This window comes from Mycobacterium sp. 1423905.2 (genome assembly GCF_001673155.1).
Lineage (GTDB): Bacteria > Actinomycetota > Actinomycetes > Mycobacteriales > Mycobacteriaceae > Mycobacterium.
Genome location: NZ_LZLE01000227.1, coordinates 1 through 22,487, shown reverse-complemented (window position 1 = coordinate 22,487; position 22,487 = coordinate 1). Strand labels below are relative to the sequence as shown.

At 65.7% G+C, this 22,487-nt stretch carries 21 protein-coding genes and 2 pseudogenes; 11 read left to right on the top strand and 12 right to left on the bottom strand.

Annotated features, from left to right (window positions below; genetic code table 11):
* Window positions 1–6: 6 nt before the first annotated feature.
* Entirely contained in the window at window positions 7–753 is a 747-nt protein-coding gene (locus tag A9W95_RS14105) for an SDR family oxidoreductase (protein WP_067413607.1), read from the bottom strand.
* A gap of 111 nt (window positions 754–864) precedes the next feature.
* Between A9W95_RS14105 and A9W95_RS14100 the strand changes: the two genes are divergently transcribed.
* The 5 genes from A9W95_RS14100 to A9W95_RS14080 all read left to right on the top strand — a co-directional run bounded on the left by A9W95_RS14100 (window position 865) and on the right by A9W95_RS14080 (window position 5,671).
* Window positions 865–1,446, top strand: coding sequence for a TetR/AcrR family transcriptional regulator (locus A9W95_RS14100; RefSeq protein WP_067413604.1), 582 nt, complete (start codon window positions 865–867; stop codon window positions 1,444–1,446).
* Between the two features lie 151 nt (window positions 1,447–1,597).
* Window positions 1,598–3,055, top strand: coding sequence for a biotin carboxylase (locus tag A9W95_RS14095; RefSeq protein WP_156746204.1), 1,458 nt, complete (start codon window positions 1,598–1,600; stop codon window positions 3,053–3,055).
* 37 nt (window positions 3,056–3,092) lie between these two features.
* Window positions 3,093–4,244, top strand: a complete 1,152-nt coding sequence (locus A9W95_RS14090; protein ID WP_253851660.1) for a serine hydrolase domain-containing protein — start codon at window positions 3,093–3,095, stop codon at window positions 4,242–4,244.
* A 337-nt stretch (window positions 4,245–4,581) separates the two neighbouring features.
* Window positions 4,582–5,067: an NlpC/P60 family protein gene (locus A9W95_RS14085; RefSeq protein WP_253851659.1), complete on the top strand. Its 486-nt coding sequence runs from the start codon at window positions 4,582–4,584 to the stop codon at window positions 5,065–5,067.
* A gap of 115 nt (window positions 5,068–5,182) precedes the next feature.
* Window positions 5,183–5,671 carry a DUF1772 domain-containing protein gene (locus A9W95_RS14080; protein WP_067413593.1) on the top strand — a complete coding sequence of 163 codons (489 nt, stop codon included), beginning with the start codon at window positions 5,183–5,185 and terminating at the stop codon, window positions 5,669–5,671.
* 7 nt (window positions 5,672–5,678) lie between these two features.
* On the opposite strand, the gene A9W95_RS14075 is transcribed toward A9W95_RS14080, so the two are convergent.
* Window positions 5,679–6,236: a hypothetical protein gene (locus tag A9W95_RS14075; RefSeq protein WP_067413590.1), complete on the bottom strand. Its 558-nt coding sequence runs from the start codon at window positions 6,234–6,236 to the stop codon at window positions 5,679–5,681.
* Between the two features lie 440 nt (window positions 6,237–6,676).
* Here A9W95_RS14075 and A9W95_RS14070 point away from each other — a divergent pair, with 440 nt between their 5' ends.
* The 3 genes from A9W95_RS14070 (at window position 6,677) to A9W95_RS14060 (ending at window position 9,266) form a co-directional block, all read left to right on the top strand.
* Window positions 6,677–7,372, top strand: coding sequence for an alpha/beta hydrolase fold domain-containing protein (locus tag A9W95_RS14070; RefSeq protein ID WP_067413587.1), 696 nt, complete (start codon window positions 6,677–6,679; stop codon window positions 7,370–7,372).
* Window positions 7,373–7,514: 142 nt separating this feature from the next.
* Entirely contained in the window at window positions 7,515–8,186 is a 672-nt protein-coding gene (locus tag A9W95_RS14065; RefSeq protein ID WP_067413737.1) for a VC0807 family protein, read from the top strand.
* Window positions 8,187–8,192: 6 nt separating this feature from the next.
* Entirely contained in the window at window positions 8,193–9,266 is a 1,074-nt protein-coding gene (locus A9W95_RS14060) for a M42 family metallopeptidase (protein ID WP_067413584.1), read from the top strand.
* A gap of 2 nt (window positions 9,267–9,268) precedes the next feature.
* Here A9W95_RS14060 and A9W95_RS14055 read toward each other — a convergent pair whose 3' ends face one another.
* The 4 genes and pseudogenes from A9W95_RS14055 to A9W95_RS14040 all read right to left on the bottom strand — a co-directional run bounded on the left by A9W95_RS14055 (window position 9,269) and on the right by A9W95_RS14040 (window position 14,318).
* Window positions 9,269–9,706 (bottom strand): ATP-binding protein, encoded by a 438-nt coding sequence (locus A9W95_RS14055; RefSeq protein WP_067413581.1) that lies wholly within the window; start codon window positions 9,704–9,706, stop codon window positions 9,269–9,271.
* 30 nt (window positions 9,707–9,736) lie between these two features.
* Complete coding sequence (locus tag A9W95_RS14050; RefSeq protein ID WP_067413579.1) at window positions 9,737–10,093, bottom strand: STAS domain-containing protein; 357 nt, start codon at window positions 10,091–10,093, stop codon at window positions 9,737–9,739.
* Between the two features lie 129 nt (window positions 10,094–10,222).
* Window positions 10,223–11,611, bottom strand: a pseudogene (locus A9W95_RS14045) (PE family protein); the annotation flags it as partial.
* A gap of 82 nt (window positions 11,612–11,693) precedes the next feature.
* Window positions 11,694–14,318 (bottom strand): AAA family ATPase, encoded by a 2,625-nt coding sequence (locus A9W95_RS14040; RefSeq protein ID WP_082983087.1) that lies wholly within the window; start codon window positions 14,316–14,318, stop codon window positions 11,694–11,696.
* A gap of 299 nt (window positions 14,319–14,617) precedes the next feature.
* Here A9W95_RS14040 and ngg point away from each other — a divergent pair, with 299 nt between their 5' ends.
* Window positions 14,618–16,414, top strand: a complete 1,797-nt coding sequence (ngg, locus tag A9W95_RS14035; protein WP_067413576.1) for an N-acetylglutaminylglutamine synthetase — start codon at window positions 14,618–14,620, stop codon at window positions 16,412–16,414.
* A gap of 55 nt (window positions 16,415–16,469) precedes the next feature.
* On the opposite strand, the gene A9W95_RS14030 is transcribed toward ngg, so the two are convergent.
* Window positions 16,470–16,805 (bottom strand): DUF732 domain-containing protein, encoded by a 336-nt coding sequence (locus tag A9W95_RS14030; protein WP_067413573.1) that lies wholly within the window; start codon window positions 16,803–16,805, stop codon window positions 16,470–16,472.
* A gap of 230 nt (window positions 16,806–17,035) precedes the next feature.
* Window positions 17,036–17,305 carry a three-helix bundle dimerization domain-containing protein gene (locus A9W95_RS14025; protein ID WP_082983086.1) on the bottom strand — a complete coding sequence of 90 codons (270 nt, stop codon included), beginning with the start codon at window positions 17,303–17,305 and terminating at the stop codon, window positions 17,036–17,038.
* Window positions 17,306–17,343: 38 nt separating this feature from the next.
* On the opposite strand from A9W95_RS14025, the gene A9W95_RS14020 reads away from it, so the two are divergent.
* Together A9W95_RS14020 and A9W95_RS14015 are read left to right on the top strand one after the other, a co-directional pair.
* The gene (locus A9W95_RS14020) at window positions 17,344–17,766 is read left to right on the top strand and encodes a hypothetical protein (RefSeq protein WP_156746199.1); all 423 of its coding nucleotides are present in this window, start codon (window positions 17,344–17,346) and stop codon (window positions 17,764–17,766) included.
* Between the two features lie 109 nt (window positions 17,767–17,875).
* Complete coding sequence (locus tag A9W95_RS14015; protein ID WP_067413569.1) at window positions 17,876–18,085, top strand: hypothetical protein; 210 nt, start codon at window positions 17,876–17,878, stop codon at window positions 18,083–18,085.
* Here the strand turns inward: A9W95_RS14015 and A9W95_RS14010 are convergent.
* The 4 genes and pseudogenes from A9W95_RS14010 to A9W95_RS13995 all read right to left on the bottom strand — a co-directional run.
* Window positions 18,082–19,555: pseudogene (locus A9W95_RS14010) on the bottom strand (FAD-dependent monooxygenase). The gene A9W95_RS14015 and the pseudogene A9W95_RS14010 sit on opposite strands and share 4 nt — an antisense overlap.
* Window positions 19,556–19,674: 119 nt before the next feature.
* Window positions 19,675–21,174, bottom strand: a complete 1,500-nt coding sequence (gene zwf / locus A9W95_RS14005) for a glucose-6-phosphate dehydrogenase (RefSeq protein ID WP_067413566.1) — start codon at window positions 21,172–21,174, stop codon at window positions 19,675–19,677.
* 58 nt (window positions 21,175–21,232) lie between these two features.
* Entirely contained in the window at window positions 21,233–22,177 is a 945-nt protein-coding gene (locus A9W95_RS14000) for a transglycosylase SLT domain-containing protein (RefSeq protein ID WP_067413564.1), read from the bottom strand.
* A gap of 27 nt (window positions 22,178–22,204) precedes the next feature.
* Window positions 22,205–22,487: DUF3418 domain-containing protein (locus A9W95_RS13995; RefSeq protein WP_156746198.1), on the bottom strand; the 283-nt coding region annotated here is incomplete at its 5' end.

The window sequence follows — 22,487 nt, the reverse complement described above, 5'->3', positions numbered from 1 at the left end:
CTTTTTTCAGGCGGTGTATCCGCCGTCGACATTCCAATTCGCGCCCGTCACGAATCCCGCTTCGGGGCCGGCCAAGAAGCTGACGACGGCCGCGGTGTCATCGGTGTGTCCGTAATGGTTCAACGCCATGACTTGCCGCATGGCGTCGGCGAATTCGCCTGTGGCCGGGTTCATGTCAGTATCGATCGGCCCCGGCTGCACATTGTTCACGGTAATTCCGCGTGGCCCGAGTTCGCGCGCGAGACCTCGGGTCAGGGCCGCGACCGCGCCCTTGGTCATCGCATACACGGCCAACCCGGCTACCGGAACGCGGTCCGCGTTGATGCTGCCGATGTTGATGATCCGCGATCCCTCGCCGAGGTGCTTGATTGCGCTGCGAATCGCGGAATAGACGCCGCCGATGTTGATCGCCACGACGCGGTCGAACTGCTCCTGTGGGTACTCGTCGATCGGCGCCAGGTACGCCGTACCGGCGTTGTTGACCAGGATGTCCAATCCACCGAGGGCGGCGACGGTCTGCTCAACCGCGGCGCCGACCTGTGCTGGATCGGCGCTGTCGGCCTGGATGGCCACGGCCTTGCCCCCCGCGGAGGTCACCTTGGCCACCAGGTTGTCAGCTTCGGCGGCTGACGACGAATAGGTGAACGCCACCGCGGCGCCATCTTTGGCGAGCCGCCGCACGATTCCAGCACCGATTCCGCGCGCCCCTCCGGTGACCAAAGCCCGGCGTCCGGCTAGGGGTTGTGAGTTCATCGCGCACCTTCCTCTTATTTTCGAACCGATATGTTACAAAGTATTATCAGGTCAAAATCCACTTTCACAGCGGAGAATTCCTGCTGTGACCGGGATCACTGAAGGCGGTACATGACGGTAGGGCGACCTCGGGAGTTCGACCCCGACACGGTCGAGGAGATCGCGATGAAGCTGTTCTGGGACCGCGGCTTCGAGGGTGTCTCCATCAGCGACTTGAGCACTGCGACCGGAGTAAACCGCCGTGGCATCTACGCTGAATTCGGTTCGAAGGAGCAACTCTTCGAACGGGTCAAGCAGCGGTACGTCAACGGCCCGGGCGGCTATATGGCCACCGCGCTCAGCCGTGCGACCGCGCGCGAGGTGGCCGAAGCCATGGTGCACGGGGCGGCTGACGCGACATCCGGCGATCCGCATGGCTGCCTGCTGGTCGGAAATGCGGTTGGACTGGCCGAATTCCGTGATGCCGCCGTGGGCGAGCTGGCGCGCCGATTCGATCAAGCGGTGGCCGCCGGCGAACTGTCCGACGTGGACACCCGGTTGCTGGCTCGCTGGATCAGCGCCGTCTGCCAAGGGATCGCCATCCAGGCCCGCAGCGGTGCCACTGGCGAGGAACTGCATGCGATCGCCGATCTGGCCTTGACTGGCTGGCCGAACTCCTCAGGTGGCCGGGTACTTTCAACAGCCGGCGAATGACTCCCAACTCAAGTGCAGGTGGCACCGAGGGCGGGTAGCGTGACGGCGTGAGATCCCCCAGGATTTACCCTCTTTTACTTCCAGCCGGTTCATCGCCGACCGCGCCGCCGCGATGCTTGCGCCAGGCGTCGACGTCACGGCGGCCGGCCTGATGGCGCCCGACCCCCGCCCGCTCAACGGCCTCTCGGACGTACGCGCGTTCTTCCACACCAACAAGGTGCCGCTGTACTTCATCTCGCCCACCCCGTTCAACCTGCTCGGCCTCGACCGCTGGATACGAAACTTCTTCTACCTCACCTACTTTGACTCGTTCGAGGGGGTACATTCACGGGTCTTCGTACCGCGGCGACGCGACCGCCTCGATTTCGGCTCGATGGGCGACGTGTGCAATCACCTGCTGTCCGACCCGGAGACACTCGAATTCATCGCGGGACGAGGACCCGGCGGCAAGGCCTGCTTCGTGATGCTTGACGAAGAGACCCAGGCCCTGGCGCGGCAAGCGGGCCTGGAGATCATGCACCCCCCGGTGGAGTTGCGAAACCGCCTGGGCTCCAAGATCGTAATGACACGCCTGGCCAACGACGCGGGCGTTCCCAGCGTGCCGCACACTATCGGGCGGGCCGGCTCCTACGACGAACTGGTGACGCTGGCGCAGAACGCCGAGTTAGGCGATGACCTCGTCATCTCGATTGCGTACGGCGCCGCGGGCAGCGGCACCTTCTTCGTGCGCGGTCAGGCCGACTGGAACCAGCACGCCGCCGCCCTGAGCGGGCAGGACCTCAAAGTCATGAAGCGGATCCGCAATGTCGAGGTGTGTATCGAGGGCGCCGTGACCCGCCACGGCACCGTGATCGGCCCCGCCATGACTAGCCTCGTGGGCTACTCGGAACTGACTCCGTTACGGGGCAGCTGGTGCGGCAACGACATCTGGCGCGAAGTGCTGCCGCCGGAACAGACCCACACCGCCCGAGAAATGGTGCGCAAGCTCGGGGACGTGCTGAACCGGGAGGGCTACCGCGGCTACTTCGAGGTCGACCTGCTCCACGACCTGGACTCAGACCAGCTGTACCTCGGCGAGGTGAACCCCCGTCTCAGCGGCGCCAGTCCGATGACGAACCTCACGACCGAGGCTTACGCCGACATGCCGCTGTTCCTGTTCCACCTGTTGGAGTACATGGACGTCGAGTACGAGCTCGACATCGAGTCGATCAACGCACGGTGGGAGCGGGGCTACGGCGAAGACGAAGTGTGGGGCCAAGTGATCATCAACGAGACCTCACCGGAAGTCGAGCTGTTCACCGCGACACCGCGCACCGGCGTGTGGCGCATCGACGATGACGGTCGGGTCTCCTTTGCGCGCTCCGCCAACGACTGGGCCACCCTGCTCGACGGATCCGAGGCGTTCTACATGCGGGTCGCCGCGCCCGGCGACTTGCGCTGTCCGGGTGCGCAATTGGGTGTGCTCATCACCCGCGGGCACCTGCAGACCCCGGACTATCAACTGACCGAACGGTGCCGGCGCTGGGTTGCGGGCATGAAGGCGAAGTTCGCCTCTACTCCCCTGGCGCCGGCCACGCCGATCGTTTCGCGGCTCGTCGCGCGGGCGTGAGCAGCGCTGCGTGAGTCGCGTTCCGGCCGGCATCTCGCTGAGCAATTGGCTGTCGGCGCCTTATGTCCATTGGTCGTTTCAGCACGTCGAACAAATGGTGCCGACCGCGGTGATCCCGCGGGGTACCGGGCCGGTCGCCTCGTTGCCGGGCGCGACGGCTCCGATAGCTGATATTCCGGTAACCAGCACGGCTGGTTCGGCCACCACCGTAGGTGAGGTGATGGCTACGACCGCCACCGATGGGTGGGCCGTCGCTCACCGCGGATCGATGGTTGCCGAGCACTACTGCGCCGACATGACGCCCCAGACCCGACACCTGTTGTTTTCGGTGAGCAAGTCGCTGGTGGGTGCCGTCAGCGGAGTGCTCCACGAGGCGGGCGCAATCGACCTGGACGCGCCGGTCACAAAATTCGTCCCGGCCCTGGCGCACTGCGGCTATGACGGCGCGACGGTACGCCACCTGCTGGACATGAGGTCGGGTATCGCGTTCTCGGAAAACTATGACGACCCAGCCGCAGAGATACACCTCCTCGACCAGGCGATGGGGTGGGCTCCCAAGAGCCGCCCGGACTCCCCCGCCACGGTGCGCGAGTTTTTGCTGACCTTGCAGCGAAAGTCGATGCACGGCGGCCCTTTTCAATATCGCTCTTGCGAAACGGACGTACTCGGCTGGATCTGCGAAGTCGCCGGTGCCCAGCGGATGCCCGAGCTGATGTCGGAACTGCTGTGGAGCCGCATCGGTGCCCAATGCGATGCCACTATCGGCGTCGACTCGGAAGGCACCGGATTCTTCGATGGCGGCATCAACGCCTGTCTTGGCGACCTGATCCGGTTCGGGTCGCTGTTCTTGCGTGACGGCGCCTCACTGACCGGGCAGCAGGTGATCCCGGCGGCGTGGATCGCCGACACCCTAGACGGCGGCCTGGACTCACGCCAAGCTTTCGCGGCCTGCCCACACGACAACGAAATGCCCGGCGGGATGTACCGCAACCAGATGTGGTTTCCGTATCCGGGCAGCAACGTCGTCTTGTGCCAGGGCATGTGCGGCCAAATGATTTATATCAACCGCGCTGCAGAAGTGGTCGCCGCCAAAGTATCCGCCCAACCTGACTCGCACGAGCCGCACATGCTGGACACGCTGCGCGCATTCGATGCCGTGGCACGGGAGTTGACCGGAGTGACCAGTTAACGGCCAGAGCCCCAAGTTCATCGGCTTGATCCGGTTCGCCGTCTCTATAGGGGCAGCAACGTTAGCCTTCCATGCGCCAAATGTGTTGGCGCGGGCCGACAACGGTGAGACATCATCCTTATGCAACGGGGCGTCGTTGACCGCGGACTTCACCGCTCGTGACGCGCTACCCCAAACCCTAGATCCGCCAAGCGATTGGTATCGCCCCGATACCCAAGGCCAGTACCCGAACCAGGGCTGGGGGCCACGAGCGGAAGCCTTACCGCCCCCTAACATCCCGCAGGACACCGGTTGTGATTCCACTACCTGGAAACGGGAACGGATCCTCGCCGTGGCGATGCGATACATCTACTCCCCGGATAACCCGCTGGGACTGCAATACCGCCACCATCACATCCCTGCCTGGCAACCACCTACATCCACCTACGCCAAGGCGGCCGCGCAGAATCCCGACCCCGATGCCCCGCCCGGGCTGGGCGCCTGGGACCCCGGGCCGGGCCTGGACTGCTCGAACTTCACCGCTTGGGTCTACAACTACGGCCTAGGTATCAAGTTCGGCGGCAACGTCCACGAACAATGGGACGGCAGCGCCGGCCCGATGGGCCTGCGCATCCCGCAAGGGGGTCCCTATCAGCCCGGAGACCTGATGTTCCTCCATCCCAAGGCAACTGCGAACCAGGCGTCGCACGTGGTGATCTTCATCGACGACGGCCACATCATCGACAGTCGAGTCAATGCCCAGAACCGCCTCGGAGTGCAGGTTCGCGAAAGGCAGGGCTGGTACCGCGATGCCGTGCTCGGCGGCTGGCGGCCGATAAGCTGACTCGCACCGACTGCGCTTGACATGACGCGAAGCTGGCGTCGTTAGTTGCCCAGCATCACAATGCTTTTCGCAACCCGCGCTGGACCAATCGGCTTCTCTCGGATTAACTGCCGACATGCGCATCAGCCTTCTCAATACCCTGACCACTGCGACCGTAATCGGCAGCGCCGCCGTGGGCGGTCTATTCTTTGCGTTCTCCACCCTCGTCATGCGCGGCCTCAACCGCATCGAGCCGGCGGCGGCGATTACGGCGATGCGCGGCATCAACGCTGAGGCACAGAGGAGTACGCCGTTCCTACTGCTGTTCTTCGGCTCTGCCCTGGCCGCGCTGGCGGTCGGCATCGCGGCGACGGTCCAACTGCGTCGGCGCGGCAGTGGATACCTCTTGGCGGGCGCAATACTCGCCATCGTGGCGATGCTCGTGACAGCCGCGGTCAATGTCCCGCTCAACAACCAGCTGGACAACGCCGATCTCACAGCAAACGCGGCGCTGGTATGGCAGTCCTACGCACGCCCATGGACGGCGTGGAATCACGCGCGTACCCTTTGCCCGCTGATCGGGGCGGTGCTGCTGACTGCCGGCATGCTGCGGCGAAGACAGTGAGGTCCGTCTAGATGTCGTCAATGACCCGGGCGCGCGCGGCGCTGTATTCGTCCGGCGAAAGCGCACCGGCGGCGCGCAACGTTTCCAGTTCTTGGAGGCGTTCAGCGATCGATTGGCGCGGTGGCCGATCCGATGCACCCGCCGCGGGCTGAGCGCCCCCACGCTCGGCAATGCATTGGCGCACAGCATCGGTGCCGCTGTTCAACGCTTCTCGGCCTCTGCTGGTGAGTTCCCAAGTGTCCGGACTCTCGCTACGCACCCTCAAGTACACCAGTTCCGCGTGTTCGAGCACTTGCATCGCCTCGCGTATTGGTGCGCCCAGCTTCTTGTAGACCATCGCTCGCTGCCCCCGGGAGTCGAACTGGTAGGCGCGAACCTTCCACGTGACGAGGTCGAGCTGGGTGAGTGGTTTGCCCCGTTTGGCTCCATGGGGACCGAATGCGTCCATCAGTTCTGCGGCCAGGTCGGCGGTGGGCGGCAGCGCCATCACGCGCTCAGCTTGTGCTTGCAGTGCTTCGGTGGCTTCGGTCCACGCGGCCTTGAAGCCCTTCTTGAATAGCGGCACTGATATTTCTCCTTGAAACCGGACCGGATGTCAGCGTTCGTCGGGTCGAGTACACATCGTCGCAATCTCTACCGATCCCAATGTCGAAGGGGTTGCCGCAGCAGAGCCCCGCGCCCGTGCGGGCCCCGCACGCTGTCTGGTATAACTGGAAACGGCTAAGCGTTATCACCGGAAGCATCACCTGCTGAGAAAGTGTTGCGTTGGAGAGGTCACTGCAATCGTCTACACCAGACGGTTCGCTCAGGCCCACTGTGCTGCAGTCAATTGTTCGGCTAACAGGTCTTCGCAATCGCGTTATCACTCTCGACAAGTTGAACCACTGGGCAACGCACCCGCGCAGGCCATACGCTGCGCGCCCGCCCACACGCATCCTTCGCCGGGTCGAGGTGACTCGCGCTGATATCGATGGGCACCCGATTTATCAAGTGACTCCGCGCCTAATGGACCGGCGCACACCCACGATGCACATGCTCTACTTGCACGGCGGCGCCTACGTGATGGAATTCCTTCCCGCAGTGCACTGGCCGCTGATCGCGGCCCTGGCCAATACTTTGGGTCGAAGTGTTACGGTGCCGATCTATCCGCTGGCGCCAGAACATAGTTACCGGGACGTATTCGCGTTGTTGCTGGCCACTTACCGGCGCATCCTCGATGCCTTTGACCCGAATCAGATTATGTTCGCCGGCGATTCGGCTGGCGGCGGGATGGCACTCGGCTTGTGCCACGCGTTGCAGGAGTCGGGCATGCCGCCGCCGGGCGATGCGCTTTTACTGTCGCCGTGGATGCATGTTGCCTTTCCTGATCCCGCGGTCTCGGCAGTCGCTCGCATAGACCCCATTCTTAACGTCGACATCCTGCGAATCGCCGGGCAACGCTACGCCGACGGTGATCCTCTTGACTCCCCACTGATCAGCCCCGCCGCTGGCCCGCTGACCGGATTGCCGCGCCTCACCATCTTCACCGGCACCCACGATGTGCTGAATCCCGACACCCGCGCTTTCTACCGGCGGGCCGTCAACGCCGGGGTTGAGGTCAATTGGCACGAACGCCAAAGAGCCGTGCACTGCTGGATGACCTTGCCAGGCCGCCCCGCGCGGAATTTCTTTGACACCATCCGCGACGACTTTGGTGCCTAGGACGCCAGTGGCGGTCGGCCTACATGCGACAACCTGTGTGAGCCGGCTCTTACTCGACAGCCATTGCCACTAGTTAGGTTCGGCTAAGCTCGACCCCGTGCCGAACTCCGAACCCACGACAGCCGCATCACCGACCGCTGGAATCGATGCGCCAAAGACCTTGCGCGAATACGCGATAACGACGCTGATCAACACGGTGCCGCCGGTCATCGCGTATTACGGGCTGCGCGTATTCGGCGTCGTGCCTTACTTGGCCTTGGTGGGTGCGATCGTCGTCGCGACCCTGCAGGGTCTGTACACCGTGGTTCGCAAACGAAAATTCGAACCGGTCAATGCCGCCGTGCTCGTCTGTGCCGCCTGTTCGCTGATCGTCGCCTTCACGACGAAGAACCCGCGCATCGTCCAGGTCACCGAACTGATTCCGGCGACATTCCTGGTGTGGTCCGTCGTGGCCAGCGGCGTCGTGCGCAAACCGACGTCAAAGTTCATCGCCGGCGCCATCGTGCCCAGCCTCAACGAAGCCGCGTTGCCCCAGCGGGGATGGACCCCGCAGGACATCCGCGACTGGCACAGCCTGCACAGCAGGCTCTGCGTTCAGCTGGGACTGGTTTGCGGCATGTTCCCCGTCGCCGCGGTCATCTGCATCTTCACCCTGCCGGTGGACGTGTCGCAGATACTCATCGTTTCGGTCGGCCCGACGCTGCTGGTGGTGTGCATCGCGACGGCTACCGCTCTGTTCCGCCGGTTCGTCCGGGAGACGGACCAGGCCGCCGCCGAACGAGCGAGTCAACCGGCCGATATGCCCGCGGAGTGATGTTGCGTGGCTGAGCTGACCGGACTCGACCAGCATCTGCTCCAAGAGTTGCTGTGGGCCTACGGGCCCTGCGGCCAGGAACACGCCGTACGTGAGGTGTGCCGCCGCGAACTAGAGCCGGTCGTCGACGACAGCTGGGTCGACGAGGCGGGCAACCTTGTCGGCCTGGTTCGCGGTGCTCGAGAGCAGGCACCGGCGACTCGCATCATGGCGCACATGGACGAGCTCTCGATGCTCGTCAAACGCGTGGAACCGGACGGAACCTTGCACCTGACCCAACTGGGCACCATGTATCCGGGAAACTTCGGGCTCGGACCGGTGGCCATCCTCGGCACCCAGGAGACGCTGACCGGCGTGCTCGCGCTGGGCTCTGAACACACCACCAAAGAAAGCCAGCGGATCTGGGAAACCAAACCCGACAAGGGTGACAAGTCGCTCGACTGGATGCACGTATACGTCTTCACCGGCCGCACCCGCGAGGAACTGGCTGCGGCCGGAGTACGGCCGGGCACCCGGGTTTGTGTGGATCGCAGCAAGCGAACCCTGGTGGAGTTCGGCGATTACCTCGGCTGCTATTTCATGGACGACCGGGCGCCGGTGACGGCCTTGCTGCAGGCAGCTCGCTGCTTGCGCGAGCGCGGTGACCGGCCTGCCAGCGACGTCTACCTCGTCTTCACCACCAACGAGGAAGTCGGCGGTGTGGGCGGCTCGTACGCCAGCCGGACGCTGCCCGGCGACATCACCCTGGCGCTGGAAGTCGGGCCTACCGAGGCGGAATACGCCACCTCCTGCGCCGGTGGACCGATCGTCGCCTACGGTGACGCCGAATGCGTCTACGACAAGGACCTTGCTGACCGGCTGATGGACATCGCCGCCGCTCTCGACCTATCGCCGCAGGCGGCGGTCTTGGGTGCCTTCGAGTCGGATGCCTCACACGCGAAGGCGAGCGGGCTGTCGCCGCGCGCGGCGCTGCTATGCGTCCCCACCTTGAGCACCCACGGCTATGAGGTGATCACGCGTCAGGCGATTCCGGCGATGACCGACATCCTCGTCGAGTTCATGCTGAAACCGGGGAAGTGAGGTCAGCCGGTCTGGGCGTCGTATTCCAGACAGATCATCGTGCCTTCGGCGTGCCGCTCGATGGTGCACCGATCCGCCAAGGCTCGCATCAGCGCAAGGCCGCGTCCGCGAGTGTCGTCGGGCTCTGACCGTGGTGGCCTCCAGGCGCCGTGATCGGCGACGCAAACCCGGACGACCCGCCGCCGGATGTCGTAGGTGGCTTGCAACGTAACGGCTCCCGGGACGGACTGCTTGTTGTACGCGTGTTCGGCACAGTTGGCCAGCGCTTCGTTGACGCCGCACAGTATGTCGGCATATCGGGTCGCCGGAATAGGCGGTGTCACCGCCTGCCGAAGCCATTCGCCGAGGTCATGGCGCAGTCCTGCAGCCGTCAGCGGATCCGCCAGCCCCACCCGCCGCAAGGTCGTGGTGGGCTTCTGAGGATGGCCGAGCGCGGTCATGGGAAATGAAATACCCACGCGGGCACCAGATTATGACTGTCTACCGCGTATCGCTTCGGTGACGGTGGGATAGAGGTCGATGATCTTGTCGACGCCGACGATGCGCATCGGTCGGCTGGTGGCCGGACCCTCCGCGGCCACCCGCAGCGACGTGGGGCTTCGTTCGGTCAGCCGGTGTGCTTCGACAAGCAGGCTGATGCCCGCCGAGGACATGAAATCTACGTTGGTCAGGTCCACGACCAGTACCGGTGGCCCGCTCGTCAAAGCCAGGTCCATATGCGTTGCCAGCGATGGGGCGGTCACTTGGTCCAAGGCGCCACCGACCTCCAGCACCAGCGCCTCACCTTGCGCGTACCGGGTCACCGAAAACGCGCTGCTTCCCGTCACCGCTGACTCCGCATGCGCAGCCGGTAGCTGGCGTGGGCCTCGTCCACCACGTTCTGAACCGTAGTGGCTTCAGTTCGGTCACCTTTTCTTAGGGCTGGCTACCTGCGTCAGACGCCGGTACTGCGGTTAGGCGGAACCGTTCACCCCGGGTGCGCCGAATAGCAAGCCACCGGCACCGCCACTGCCCGGATTTGCCGGCGCCTTACTGTTGCCGCCGTTGCCGCCGAAGCCGATCAGTTCGGCGTCGCCGCCGTTGCCGCCGCTGCCCCATACCGCGCCCGAACCCGGCACGCCACCTGCGCCGCCACTACCGCCGTTGCCCACCAGTCCCGACTTGCCGCCGGCCCCTCCGGCGCCCCCGTGGTCCAGTGACCCTCCGCCGGCTCCGCCAGCGCCGCCGTTTCCGGACACAAAACCGCCGGCGCCTCCCGTCCCCCCGATGCCACCTTGTGTGGGGCCTGTTCCGCCTTGCCCGCCGACGCCGCCGTCGCCGCCGATGATGCCGCCATTGCCGCCGTTCCCTCCGGCCCCGCCGGTGCCTGACGCGCCGAAGCCGCCGATGCCACCGGCGCCGCCGGCACCACCGGACGCGAACAATCCACCATCGCCCCCGGTACCACCGACGCCACCAGTTCCGGTTGGCGAGAGACCGGCGCCACCGGCGCCACCAGCACCGCCGGCCCCGAACCAGCCGCCCGCGCCGCCGCCGCCCCCGTTGCCGCCGTTGGCGAGGCCGTAGCCTCCGAGTCCGCCGTTACCGCCAGTCGCGAACAACCCGCCGCTCCCGCCGTGTCCGCCGACGCCGCCGGTCAAGTTGCCCATGCCGCCGGCTCCCCCACTGCCACCGGAAGCGAACAGTCCGCCGGCCCCACCATTGCCGCCGGCGCCGCCCGAGAGTCCGCTGATGCCCCCGACGCCGCCCCCTCCACCGGCGCCACCGAGCAGTCCGCCGGCTCCGCCGTTTCCGCCCGCGGCACCGCCGGCGCCACCGACGCCCCCATTCCCCCCGACGCCACCGATCAATCCGCCCGCTCCGCCGTTTCCCCCGTTTTGCGAGTCGGCGCCGGACCCGCCGTTGCCGCCGTTACCGAGGAGCCATCCCCCGTTGCCGCCGCTTGCGCCGGTTCCGGGGGCGCCGTTGGCGCCGTTACCAATGAGGGGACGGCCGGTCAGCAGTTGGCTGGGGGTGTTGATGACTCCGAGGATGTCTTGCTCGACGGTCTGCAACGGATTGGCGGCGGCTGCCTCGGCGGCGGCGTACTGAACGGCGCCGCCGGTGAGCGATTGCACGAATTGCTGGTGAAACGCCGCCGCTTCCGCGCTGAGGACTTGATAGGCCTGACCGTGCGCGCTGAACAGTGCCGCGATGGCCGCCGACACTTCGTCGGCTCCGGCAGCGAGCACGGCGGAGGTGCAGCCGGAGGCCGCGGAATTAGCCGCGGTGATCATCGATGCGATGTTCGACAGGTCGGTCGCCGCCGCCGACATGTATTCCGGTGTCGTAAGTAGGAATGACATTCCAGTCTCCCAGGCACAAGTAGAAGTGCTGCTCGCTGGAAGTCTGCGTCGGCGGACGCACCCGGTTGATCGGTAATCTTCCCTATGTTTGCGGGTCGACCGCGCGCTGGGCGGCGGGCCGGCGGGCCGCTGCTTGTGTGCGGTTGTCGACGCCGAGTTTGGCCAGGATCGCCGCGACGTGGTGCCCGACGGTTTTGGTGCTCAAGGTCAATCGGCCGGCGATTTCAGCGTCACTGTGCCCCTCGGCGAGCAGGGCTAGAACTTCGCGTTCCCGACGAGTCAGTCCGTCCGGGTCGGACCGCGTGTCGGCACGCCGGCCGCGTCGCACGGGTCCGCGCAAAGCGGTAAGGCGCTGCTGAGCCCGTCGCGCCGCCGCTTTGGCGCCCAACCGGCGAAACGTCGCCAACGCGCTCTGCACAGCGTCAGGGTCTCCACCGAGTCGCGCGATGGCCGCGTCATACGGACAGTCCCGCTGGTCCCATGCCTGCGCCGCCGCCCGCCAGTCACCGCTGACTTCCAACTGAAACGGGGTGATCGGGTCACGAAGTGCCATGGGTGTCGCCGGAGCGCCGGGCAAGTGCGCCCAACGCCGCAGCTGCCAGATCAGCCAGGGGTTGCGGTCGGTGCCCATGGCGGCCAGGGCGCGCTGCGCGACGGCGCACGCCGTGTCGTCGTCGCCGGCCAGCCACGCGGCCTCGGCGCGCGCCGCCCAGACCGGGAAGAACCGCTGCTGGTCGAATTCAGAACTTGCTTCGATGTCGTCAAGCAGCGACCCGACGGGTTGTTCGCCGCGGCGCGCGTGTATCAGGGCCAACGTCAGGCGAGGCGCAATCCAGTTCACCAAGGTCAAGCCGGGACGGCTCAACAAATCCTCGGCGCGGGCAGCGGCTCGATCCCAGTGACCCCGGTGCAGGCCCACCAGTGCCTCGGCCCCGCCGGCGATTCCTTCGAACAGGTAGATGCCGTGGTCGCGGCAGTACGCGACGGTGCCCGCGGTGTAGCGGTCGGCGCGATCGGGGTCATAGTGCATCGCTGCGATGTAGCCCGTCACTGCGCCGAGGAAGGCGGCGGTCTCGCCGCGGGCGTCGGCCGCCATCGCCTGATGCCAAACCGCTTCCAGCTCCTCCCAGCCGGTGTCCGTGCGCACGACGTTGGCCAGCGCGACGTAACCGCGAGCGCGGACCACGACTGCGTCATCACCGAGTTGGGTGCCCACCGCGATCGCTCGAGCCGCGTAGTCACCGCACGCCGGGTCGAAATTCCACATCCCCTGCTCGGCCATGTTCGCCAGTGACCACGCCAACTCCGGGCACGCGTCGGCATCTTGGAGCACCTGCAGCGAGGCCCGAGCGGCCGCGGCGGATTCGGCCACCTGGCCCAAGCCCCACAGGCCGTGTGACAGCCAACGCAGGTTGTCGCCCTCCTTCACAGAGTCGCCCAGCCCGTGGCGCAACCCGATCGCCGCGCGCCAAGACGACACGGCGGCCTCGCCGCGACCACAGAGGTAACAGGCGACTGCGTGTTGCTCCAGCCATTGCACGACATCTGCCGCGGGAGCGGTGTCGGCATGGCGCAGCGCCAACGCGTACAAGTCGGCGGCCTGCTGATGCGCCCCCAATGCTGCGGCTCGTTCGGCCCCGGCCACGCCATGGCGAATCACAGCAACTGCGTCACCCACCTGGTCAGCGTGAAAAGCCAGCGCAGCCAATGCGTTCGGGTCAATGGGCGGCTCGGCCAGCGCGGACAGCGCGCTGGCGTGCAGCGCCGTGCGTTCATGGTCGGGAATCTGATCGAGCGTCGCTCGTCGCGCCAGTTCGTGACGGAATCCGATCGCATCCCATTGCGCGAGCAACACTCCGGCGTCCAGGCATTCAGCCAACGCCTGCCCGGCCGCCGGGCATACCTTGTGCAGCAGCGCAGGCTGCACGCGCGGGCCGCACACCGCCACGGCGTAGGCGGTTTTCCGCGCACCCGTCGACAGCCGGCCCAGCCGGCCCCAGACCGCCTCGGTCACGTTGCGGGGCAACGTGTTTCGCTGCAAGGCCACGGGTCCCGCGGCCAGCACCTCGGTGGCATAGAACGGATTGCCTCCGGTGAGTCGGTGCAATTGGTCCGCGTTGACGCCGCTGCCGGCGGCCAACACCGCCATGGCGTCGAGGCTCAGCGGTTCCAACGCGATACGGCTGACGGCGGCATAGGTCGCTACGTCACCCAACGCGACGGACAGTGGGTGTTGCCGGTCAATTTGGTCGTCGCGGTAGGTGACCACCAGCAGCAACGGCAACGAGTCGATTCGCCGTGCCAGGAACCGCATCAGGTCAAGCGTTGCTCCGTCGGCCCAGTGGGCGTCCTCGATCACCCACACCCACCGCTGCCCGTCGCGCAGCACCGTCAGCAGTCGTCGATACAGCGCGCCGGTGTCGCCGGACTCGATGGCCGCGTCCAGCGCGCGGGCTGCCGTGGGGCCCACCCCCGCCAGGGCGTCCAGCAGCGGGCCCAACGGGCGGGGCGCGGCCAGCGGATCACACCAGCCGCGCAACACGCGCACGCCTTTGGGTAGACCGGCGGTGAACCGAGCGATGACCGCCGTCTTACCGACGCCGGCCTCGCCGCGGAGCAAAACCGCCTGACCGTTGCCCTGCCGCGCCGCACGCGTCAAAGCGGACAGCTTGGCCAGTACGGCCTCGCGCTCCAGCAAGCGCTCCACGGGGGCACCTTACGGGATGAGAGCACCGCTCGACAGCAGTGTCACCTCGGTATTTGCTATGAGGTTGATGTGCGTCGAGCCTGACTCTTCGGGGTTTGGGAGCGCTCGTTTCACTGTGCGGTGCCTCTCCAATAACTCGCCTCCGGTGGTGATTGCTGCCGCAGGCGGGTAGACAAAAACACCATGGGGCGTCAGTTGGGAGGCCGGGCTGTGGCGACCGCGGTTAACCTGAACGAAGTTGGGCAATCTGACCAGCATGAATGCAGGTCGCAGTGTCAGCCGGTAGGGGGACACCGGGCATGAGCGTTCTTGACCCCGCCCCGGATCATCCCGAAGCGATCACCCTGGGCTTGCACGACGCGTCGCCTCCGCACCTGCTGGAAGGGATGGCGAAGAATGTCGAGCTCGAGCTGGGCTGGGGTCGGCTGATCTTTGGTCAGACCTTCGCCGACGCCACCGAACTGGCCGAGGCATTGCGGCAGGAGGCGCCCGGGCGCCGGGACATCTGTATCTACGCGCGTGAGTCTCATGTGGTGGTCGCCGGAGCGCCGACAGAGTTGTTCATCGATCCCAGCCATACCTACCGACTGCGCTTCGCCGAGGACTCGCACGACGACGAGTCGACACCCCCGCCACCGGGAGTGACGGTGCGTTCGCTGAACGACCCGGTCGACGCCGATGCGATGAACCGGGTGTACGTACGGTGCGGCATGGTCCCCGGGCCGGTCGAGACGATCTGGAACAACCATCTCAACGTCGAGGCGGTGACCTACCTGATCGCCGTGCGTGACGACGATGGCGCCGTCGTGGGAACCGTGACCGGTGTCGACCATCAACTTCTTTTCGACGATCCCGAACATGGCTCGAGCTTGTGGAGCCTGGCGGTCGACCCGGCGGCGCGGCTACCTGGAATCGGTGAAGCCCTGACTCGAGCCGTCGCCGACCATTTCCGCCGAGCCGGGCGCGCCTATCTGGATTTGTCGGTGGCACACGACAACGCCGCGGCCATCGGGCTTTACGAGAAGCTGGGGTTCCGCCGCGTCCCGGTGCTGGCGATCAAGCGCAAGAACGCCATCAACGAGCCGTTGTTCACCGCGCCGCCGGAGACAGTCAACGATCTCAACCCCTACGCTCGGATCATCGCCGACGAGGCGCTGCGCCGCGGCATCTGGGTGGAGGTGCTGGACGCCGAGACCGGCGAGATGCGACTCAGCCACGGCGGGCGCAGCGTCATCACCCGCGAATCGCTGTCGGAGTACACCTCCGCAGTGGCGATGTGCCGGTGCGACGACAAGCGGTTGACCCGGCGACTGGTCAAGCAGGCGGGTATCAAAGTGCCGGCGGCCCGCCTGGCCACCTCAGACGACGAAGATCTCGCGTTCCTTACTGAGGTCGAAGAGGTCGTCGTCAAACCGACGCGCGGTGAGCAGGGCAAGGGCATCACCGTGGGCGTGACCGCGGAGAATGGTCCTGACGATTTGATCGCCGCGGTGGCCAGGGCCAGGGAGCAGCACCCTGAGGTGTTGATCGAGCAGCGCATGCAGGGTGACGACCTGCGGTTGGTGGTCATCGACGGTCGGGTCGTCGCCGCTGCGCTGCGGATGCCCCCTGAAATCATCGGCACCGGCGAGCACACCGTGCGCGACTTGATCGAGGCCGAGAGCCGACGGCGTTCGGCGGCTACCGGGGGTGAGTCGAAGATTCCGTTCGACATCATCACCGAGACGTCGGTCGCCAAGGCCGGGTGGTCGCTGAATGACGTACTGCCACAGGGAACTCGGCTGCAGGTGCGGCCCACCGCCAACTTGCATCAAGGTGGCACCATTCATGACGTCACCAGTCGGGTGAACCCGGAACTTTGTCGTGTTGCGGTCAAGGCGGCCGAGGCGATCGGCATCCCGGTGACGGGCATCGACTTGCTCGTGCCCGACGTGACGGGAACCGACTACGCGTTCATCGAAGCCAACGAACGGCCCGGCCTGGCCAACCATGAGCCGCAACCGACCGCCGCGGCTTTTATCGACTTCTTGTTCCCTGGCCAGCCAGGTCAGCCGCTGGCCTGGACTCCCGAGGAGTCACGCGCTGACCGCAGGTGACCGCACACCGAATGCGGGGACCCAGCAGTGGGTCCCCGCAGGGTAGTGGTGGCGGTTAGGTGGTGGTGACGAACTGCGGGCAGTAGGCCGAAGCTGCGTCGACGGCGAACGTCTTGGCGCCCTTGCTGCTCAGGCCGGTTGTCCTGGCCACGGAGTTGATGACCTGCTGGCTGGACTGGCCCTGGTTGAGGGCGGTGCAGACGGCGTGCCCGTCGCTGATGGCGCGGGCGGCGGACGGAGGCGTGATGCCGTCCGCTTGCAGCTGGGCCAGGAACGCGTCGTCGGTCGAACTGGCGCCAGCGGCGCCCGCGAAGCCGAGTGCGGCCAGGCTCAATGCGCCCGCGGTCAAGGTGGTGGCGGCGACGGAGGCTGCGAATCGGCGAGTGAACATGTGATTCTCCTTGTACTGAGTTGGTGATGAACGCTGTCTTGCGCTGTCACCAGACTCAGCACGGAGCCTGCACGGGTTCTTGATGAATTCTTGACGCGGCGAGTCTGCGCTCAGCGCGCGAGATGACGCTCTTAGTTGATACGGGCGCAGGTTCGATGCAGCTAGCGCAGACTCGACGCGCGGAGTACCCACGCACGCGGTAACAACGTTGGAAAGACGATCCCTGGTCGCTAAGCGGTCGCCGCTGGGGTGGTGTCGGGGGCGGGTGCTCCGGCTCCGCCGTGTTGACCGCGCACGGCGCGCTTGCTTGTTTCGGTTAGTTCGGCGCGCGCGCGGCGCTCGACCAGAAGCGGGATGTAATCGCGAATGCGGCTGTCGCGGTAGCGCAGGCGGGTTTCGTGGACGGTGGCGGAGACGAGATCAGCGGAAAGATGCCCGTAGGTCTTGGTCAACCGACGTTCGATGTCGGCCATCTTCTGCTCCTCATCGATCTCGATCACCCAGACAGCTTGGGTTAACAACTACGAACCGTCAACCGGTGTTCACCTATCGGTTCCCCGGTAGTCGCGTGGTGCTCGGCGTGGGCGGTATCAAAGCTGCTGTGAAGGATTCTGCGATGGCCGACGATATTGGCGGGAAGCAAGCTCGCATGCTCGCTGTGGCCCTGCGCGCGACGATCGCCGAGTTGTCCGAGCAGCTCAAAACACACGACGACGACGTCAATCGACGGGCGGTTCGCCGTCAGCGTCAGCAGGTGAAACGTGCCGCGACACTGCGCGATCAGTTGAATGAGGCGCATCGGCACCTCGACGAGTTGCACCGCCGTTTCCCCGAGGCGCTGTGCACCATGGACCCTCGTCGCCCGGTCCGGCGCCCGATGAGCGGCCGGTTCGCTGGGCCGGCCCGTACCGGGCATGTTCTGCCATCGCAGAGGCCCGAACGATGCGTTTGCCACGGGTGACGGATTCCTGGCCGGTGCCCGAGCCGCACGTCTGACTACCTAGCGTTTCAGCGCGCCGTTCCAGCCGCTAGCCGGTAGGCTTCGGGCAAGCTATTGACGGAGACCGCTGGTGAACAAGACGTTCAAGCTCTGCACCGCCGCTGCACTTGGTATCGCCGTCATCGTCGCGTCTCCGGCCAGCGCCGACCCAAGCGCCTTCGGCACCCTTAGTTGCAGCTGTCAGCCGGCGGTCATGACTTCGGACGGCGGCGGGGTGTCAGACCAGGTCGACGAGGGAGTCCGCAGCGGATTAGCCGATTTGCAAGGGGTGGGCGGCTAACGCCGATCCGCGAACCAATATTTCAGCGCCGCAAGAAGATCCGGGTCGGCCACGTCGCCGGCCCAGGCCACGTATCCATCGGGCCTGACCAGCACGGCATTCGGAGCCGGGATTGCACCCACTACCGGAAGTTCCCACCGACCGAGATGCTTGGCATTGACCCAGCGAACGTGCGTGGCATGGGAAGCGATGGCGGAGCGGGCTTCATCGAGATTGAGCAGCACTGGCCGCGCGTCGTGAAGCAGCGAATACATCCGAGTTGGGCCGGTTGCGGTGATCAGGTCGAGGTCGGGCATGCGACGACCTACCAGCGGGTGCGCGTCACCGAGGTCGTATCGGATATCCAATCCGGACATCATGCCGCCGAATCGAATCCGTGGCTCCTCTAGCGCAAGTAACCCAGATAGCGTATCGCGCAATGCATCCGTGCGCTCGTCGAAGTTGCGGAGCAGCGCGATCTGAGCCAACGAATTCCGCAGCACGCGCGCGGCGATCGGATGGCGTTCGGCATGGTAGGTGTCCAGCAGTGCATCGGGCGAGGTCTTGTTCACCACTTGGCCCAACTTCCAACCGAGGTTCACCGCATCTTGTACTCCGGTGTTCAGACCCTGTCCGCCGACCGGGTGATGGACATGTGCGGCGTCACCAGCCAGCAGAATACGTCCGTCGCGATAGGTCACGGCCTGCCGCGCGGCATCGGTGAACCTGGAAATCCATGCGGGACTGTGGATTCCGTAGCTGGTGCCATAGACCGCGACGAGCGCCTCACTGAGTTCGGCCAACGTCGGGGTCCCGGTGGTGTTCAGGTGACGTTCGGTCACCATGATGCGCACCGCTCCCCCGTTGTCCGGCTTGGCCAGGGCGTGGACGCCTAGGGGATCATGCCGAATGCCCCACTGCGGCTCTTCGCCGGCTGCGCAGGAGAATTGGGCTTCGGCGAGCAGATAACTCGTTGTTGCCTCCCAGCCGCGGAACTCGATGCCGGCCGCCTTGCGCACAGTGCTGCGGCCCCCGTCGCACCCGACGAGATACTCCGCCGCGAGGCGGGTGCCGTCGGAGAGCTCAATATTCAGCCCGCCTGGACGTCGGACGAAGCTGCTCACCTGCTGCCCGCGATAGATGCGCACCCCAAGCTCGTCGACCCAGCCGGCGAGTATGCGCTCGATGTCGTTCTGCCACAACGCGAGCCCGTAGGGGTGGCGGGTCGGGAAATCACTGATGTCCAACCGGATCTGGGCGAACCCTGCAACCTGAGCTACCGTTCCTTCCGCCAAGAAGCGCTCCGCGATCCCTCGCTGGTCGAGGATTTCAATGGTCCGCGCATGTAAGCCGCCCGCACGGGCACCGACCAGGTCTTGGTTAACGCGCCGCTCCACGACGGCAATATCCGCGCCCCGCCAACGCCAATTCACCCGCCAGCATCAGCCCCGTCGGGCCTCCCCCGGCGATTACCACCGCATGACCGGCCATACTTCGCACCCCCAAATGCATTGAGTCCTGGCTTCGGCCAGCGATTTTGCGGCATGACCCCGGTCTTGCCGCAAGCCCCCCAATGCCCTATATGGTGAAGGTGAGAGATGTAGTAGCGGCTAGGACTTGGCTTGGCGCCACTCTCGTTCGAAGGGCAGTCGCCACGCATTGGGTGCGATCAGTTGATGAATGGCGTTGGGACCCCAGGTTCCGGGCTGGTACATCTTCGCCGGTGGTGGGTCGTTGAGCAGATCTTCGGAACGCTCCCACAGCGATTCGATGCCCTCGGCGGTGTTGAACAGGGTGTGGTCGCCGCGCATCGCATCAAGGATGAGCCGTTCGTAGGCTTCCAGCACGTCAACGTTGGTCTCGATCTCCTGCGTGGAGAACTGCATGGAAAGCTTCTCCAGCTTCATGCCCGGACCCGGGCGCTTGCCGTAGAACGACAGCGACACCTTGGAGTTGTCGGCGAGGTCGAAGGTCAAGTGGTCAGGCCCTTGGGTTCCTACCCCGGACCCCGGGGGGAACATGGTCCGCGGCGCCTCTTTGAACGCGATCGAGATGACACGGATACCTTCGGCCATCTTCTTGCCGGTGCGTAGGTAGATCGGTACCCCGGCCCAGCGCCAGTTGTCGATACCGACCTTGAGCGCTATGAATGTCTCGGTGTCGGAATCCCTTGCCACCCCGTCTTCTTCGCGGTAGCCGGCGTACTGGCCGCGCACCACGTTTGACGGCTTGATCGGCAACATCGACCGGAACACCTTGTTCTTTTCTTCGCTGATGGCAAAGGGCTCCAGCGCGGTGGGCGGTTCCATGACCACGAAGGCCATCACCTGAAACAGGTGGGTCACCACCATGTCTTTGTAAGCGCCAGTGCTTTCGTAGAAATTCGCTCGCTGATCCAGGCCCAGGGCTTCGGGAATGTCGATTTGGATGTGGTCGATGAAGTTGCGGTTCCAAATCGGCTCGAACAGGCCGTTGGCGAAGCGAAACGCCAAGATGTTCTGCGCCGCCTCTTTGCCCAAGAAATGGTCGATGCGGAAGATCTCGGATTCGTCGAACGTTTGGTGCACGAAGTCGTTGAGCGCCACCGCGCTTTCCAAGTCGGTTCCGAACGGTTTTTCCATCACCACGCGGGAGCGCTCGACCAGACCGGCATCGCAGAGCATGTCGATGACCGCGCGCGCCGCCTTGGGTGGGACCGACAGATAATGCAATCGCCGCACGCCCTCGCCGAGGTTGGCTTCGGCGTCGGCGACCGCGGCGGCCAGGGCTTCCGGGCCGGCGCCCTGCGGCACGTACTTGAGGATTTTGGCGAAGTTCGCCCACTGTTCGGGGCTGAGCTTGTGCGTGCCGAACTCGTCGATGGCCGACTTGGTCAGTTCCCGGAACTCGTCGTCGCTCAGGTCCTCCAGCGAGGTTGCGACGATCTCGATGTTGGGCGCCAGCTCGGATTGATCCAAATACGCCAGGCCAGGCAGCAACTTGCGCTTGGCTAGATCCCCCGTCGCGCCGAACAGGACGATGACGTGCGGATCCAGCGGTTCAGTGTCGTGGCGGCGGGGACGTGCCTCTGCCGCCGGGTAGGAGATCGTCTGCGGTTTCTTGTGGGCCACTCCCGCGATACTTCCATTGCGGGGGCCTGTGCGCACGGAATGGCTGAGCGCCGGTCAATCACTGCGGGTGACTGGCCAAGTACTCGTCGACCGGCACAGGTGAATTGGCGGCGTAACCGATCGGCAGCACCACGTCGCCGGCTGTGGTGACGAAGTAGACGTCCCACCGGTAGTAGCCAGCGAACGCGGCGGGATCGGCACCGATCAACGCGGCGTACTGGTCGACGGCCTGCACGTATTGATTCGAGTGGTTGTACCGAAATATGGCGTGGTCGCGGTCGTTGGCGAAGCCATTGGCGGCCAGGTAGCGGCCGGCAGCCAGGATGCTGTCGCGGGGCGCCGCGATGTCGCCGCCTTCGCCGTAGGCGGCGAACGTCGAGGGCAGAAATTGCATGGGGCCTTGAGCGCCGGCGCTGCTCAGCCCGACGATGCTGCCGAAACGCGTCTCGACCAGGTTGATCGCGGCCAAGTAATTCCAGCCGACGCCGGACTGTGCTTCGGCCTCGTGGTAGTAGCCGAGCAGGTCGGCGGCCGGGGTCGGCGGGTCGATGCGCCAGGCGGGCAGCGTGTTCTTCGCCTGGCTCATGGCGCCGAGTTGCCGGCGGGCGTCGACGTTGCGGTCGTAGACGTCGACCAGCGACGCCGGGATCCGAGGGCGGGTGACGGCATCCCAGTCGGGGTGGCGGCCGATGGCGCGGTAGGCCGCCTGTTGGCGCCGAGCGGCGGCGACCAGTGTGGGTTCGGGGGCCGACGCGTCGCGCAGCGCGAGCTCGTCGGCGACCAGGTCGTCGGCCATTTGCGCGGGTTCTGCCGCCAGCCGGGGCTGGGCGCCCTCAGGTGTGTTCGGCGGCGCGGTGGACGCCAGCGCGGTGGCGACCGCGGCGGACGGCGTCGCGGCGGTTCCCTTCGTTTGCGGCGGCGCCGTCGCGTGCGTGCAGCCGCCCAACAGCAGCACGACGCTGACCAGCAGCACCGATCGCCTAGCGGCGGTTCCCTGGCTCACCTTGGTGACGGTAGGGCATCGACCGGCTCAGGCAAAGTGGTCGTGAACGCTGTCAATCGCCCGGTAGATGCGCTGCTCGCTGACCGGGCGTGGGGTGCCGAGTTGCTGGGCCCACAGGCTGACCCGCAGCTCCTCGATCTGCCAGGCGATGTCACGCACTTCGGTTGTCGACCTGCGGGCCGCCGACAGCGCATGCAGCAGCCGTTGGTAGGCGTCCTGCACGGCGTGCACCCGCTGCATTCGCTCGCGGTCGGCCTCGGGCGCGAACGGAAGCCGGTCCAGACGCCGACGGATGGCAGTCAGGTATCGA

What these genes read in the sequence shown, in the direction of transcription:
- A9W95_RS14100 (WP_067413604.1), top strand. Translation starts at nt 865, where the DNA reads ATGACGGTAGGGCGACCTCGGGAGTTCGACCCCGACACGGTCGAGGAG.
- A9W95_RS14080 (WP_067413593.1), top strand. Translation starts at nt 5,183, where the DNA reads ATGCGCATCAGCCTTCTCAATACCCTGACCACTGCGACCGTAATCGGC.
- A9W95_RS14085 (WP_253851659.1), top strand. Translation starts at nt 4,582, where the DNA reads ATGCGATACATCTACTCCCCGGATAACCCGCTGGGACTGCAATACCGC.
- A9W95_RS14030 (WP_067413573.1), bottom strand. Translation starts at nt 16,805, where the DNA reads ATGTTCACTCGCCGATTCGCAGCCTCCGTCGCCGCCACCACCTTGACC.
- A9W95_RS14055 (WP_067413581.1), bottom strand. Translation starts at nt 9,706, where the DNA reads ATGACCGCGCTCGGCCATCCTCAGAAGCCCACCACGACCTTGCGGCGG.
- A9W95_RS14095 (WP_156746204.1), top strand. Translation starts at nt 1,598, where the DNA reads ATGGCGCCCGACCCCCGCCCGCTCAACGGCCTCTCGGACGTACGCGCG.
- A9W95_RS14070 (WP_067413587.1), top strand. Translation starts at nt 6,677, where the DNA reads ATGGACCGGCGCACACCCACGATGCACATGCTCTACTTGCACGGCGGC.
- A9W95_RS14105 (WP_067413607.1), bottom strand. Translation starts at nt 753, where the DNA reads ATGAACTCACAACCCCTAGCCGGACGCCGGGCTTTGGTCACCGGAGGG.
- ngg (WP_067413576.1), top strand. Translation starts at nt 14,618, where the DNA reads ATGAGCGTTCTTGACCCCGCCCCGGATCATCCCGAAGCGATCACCCTG.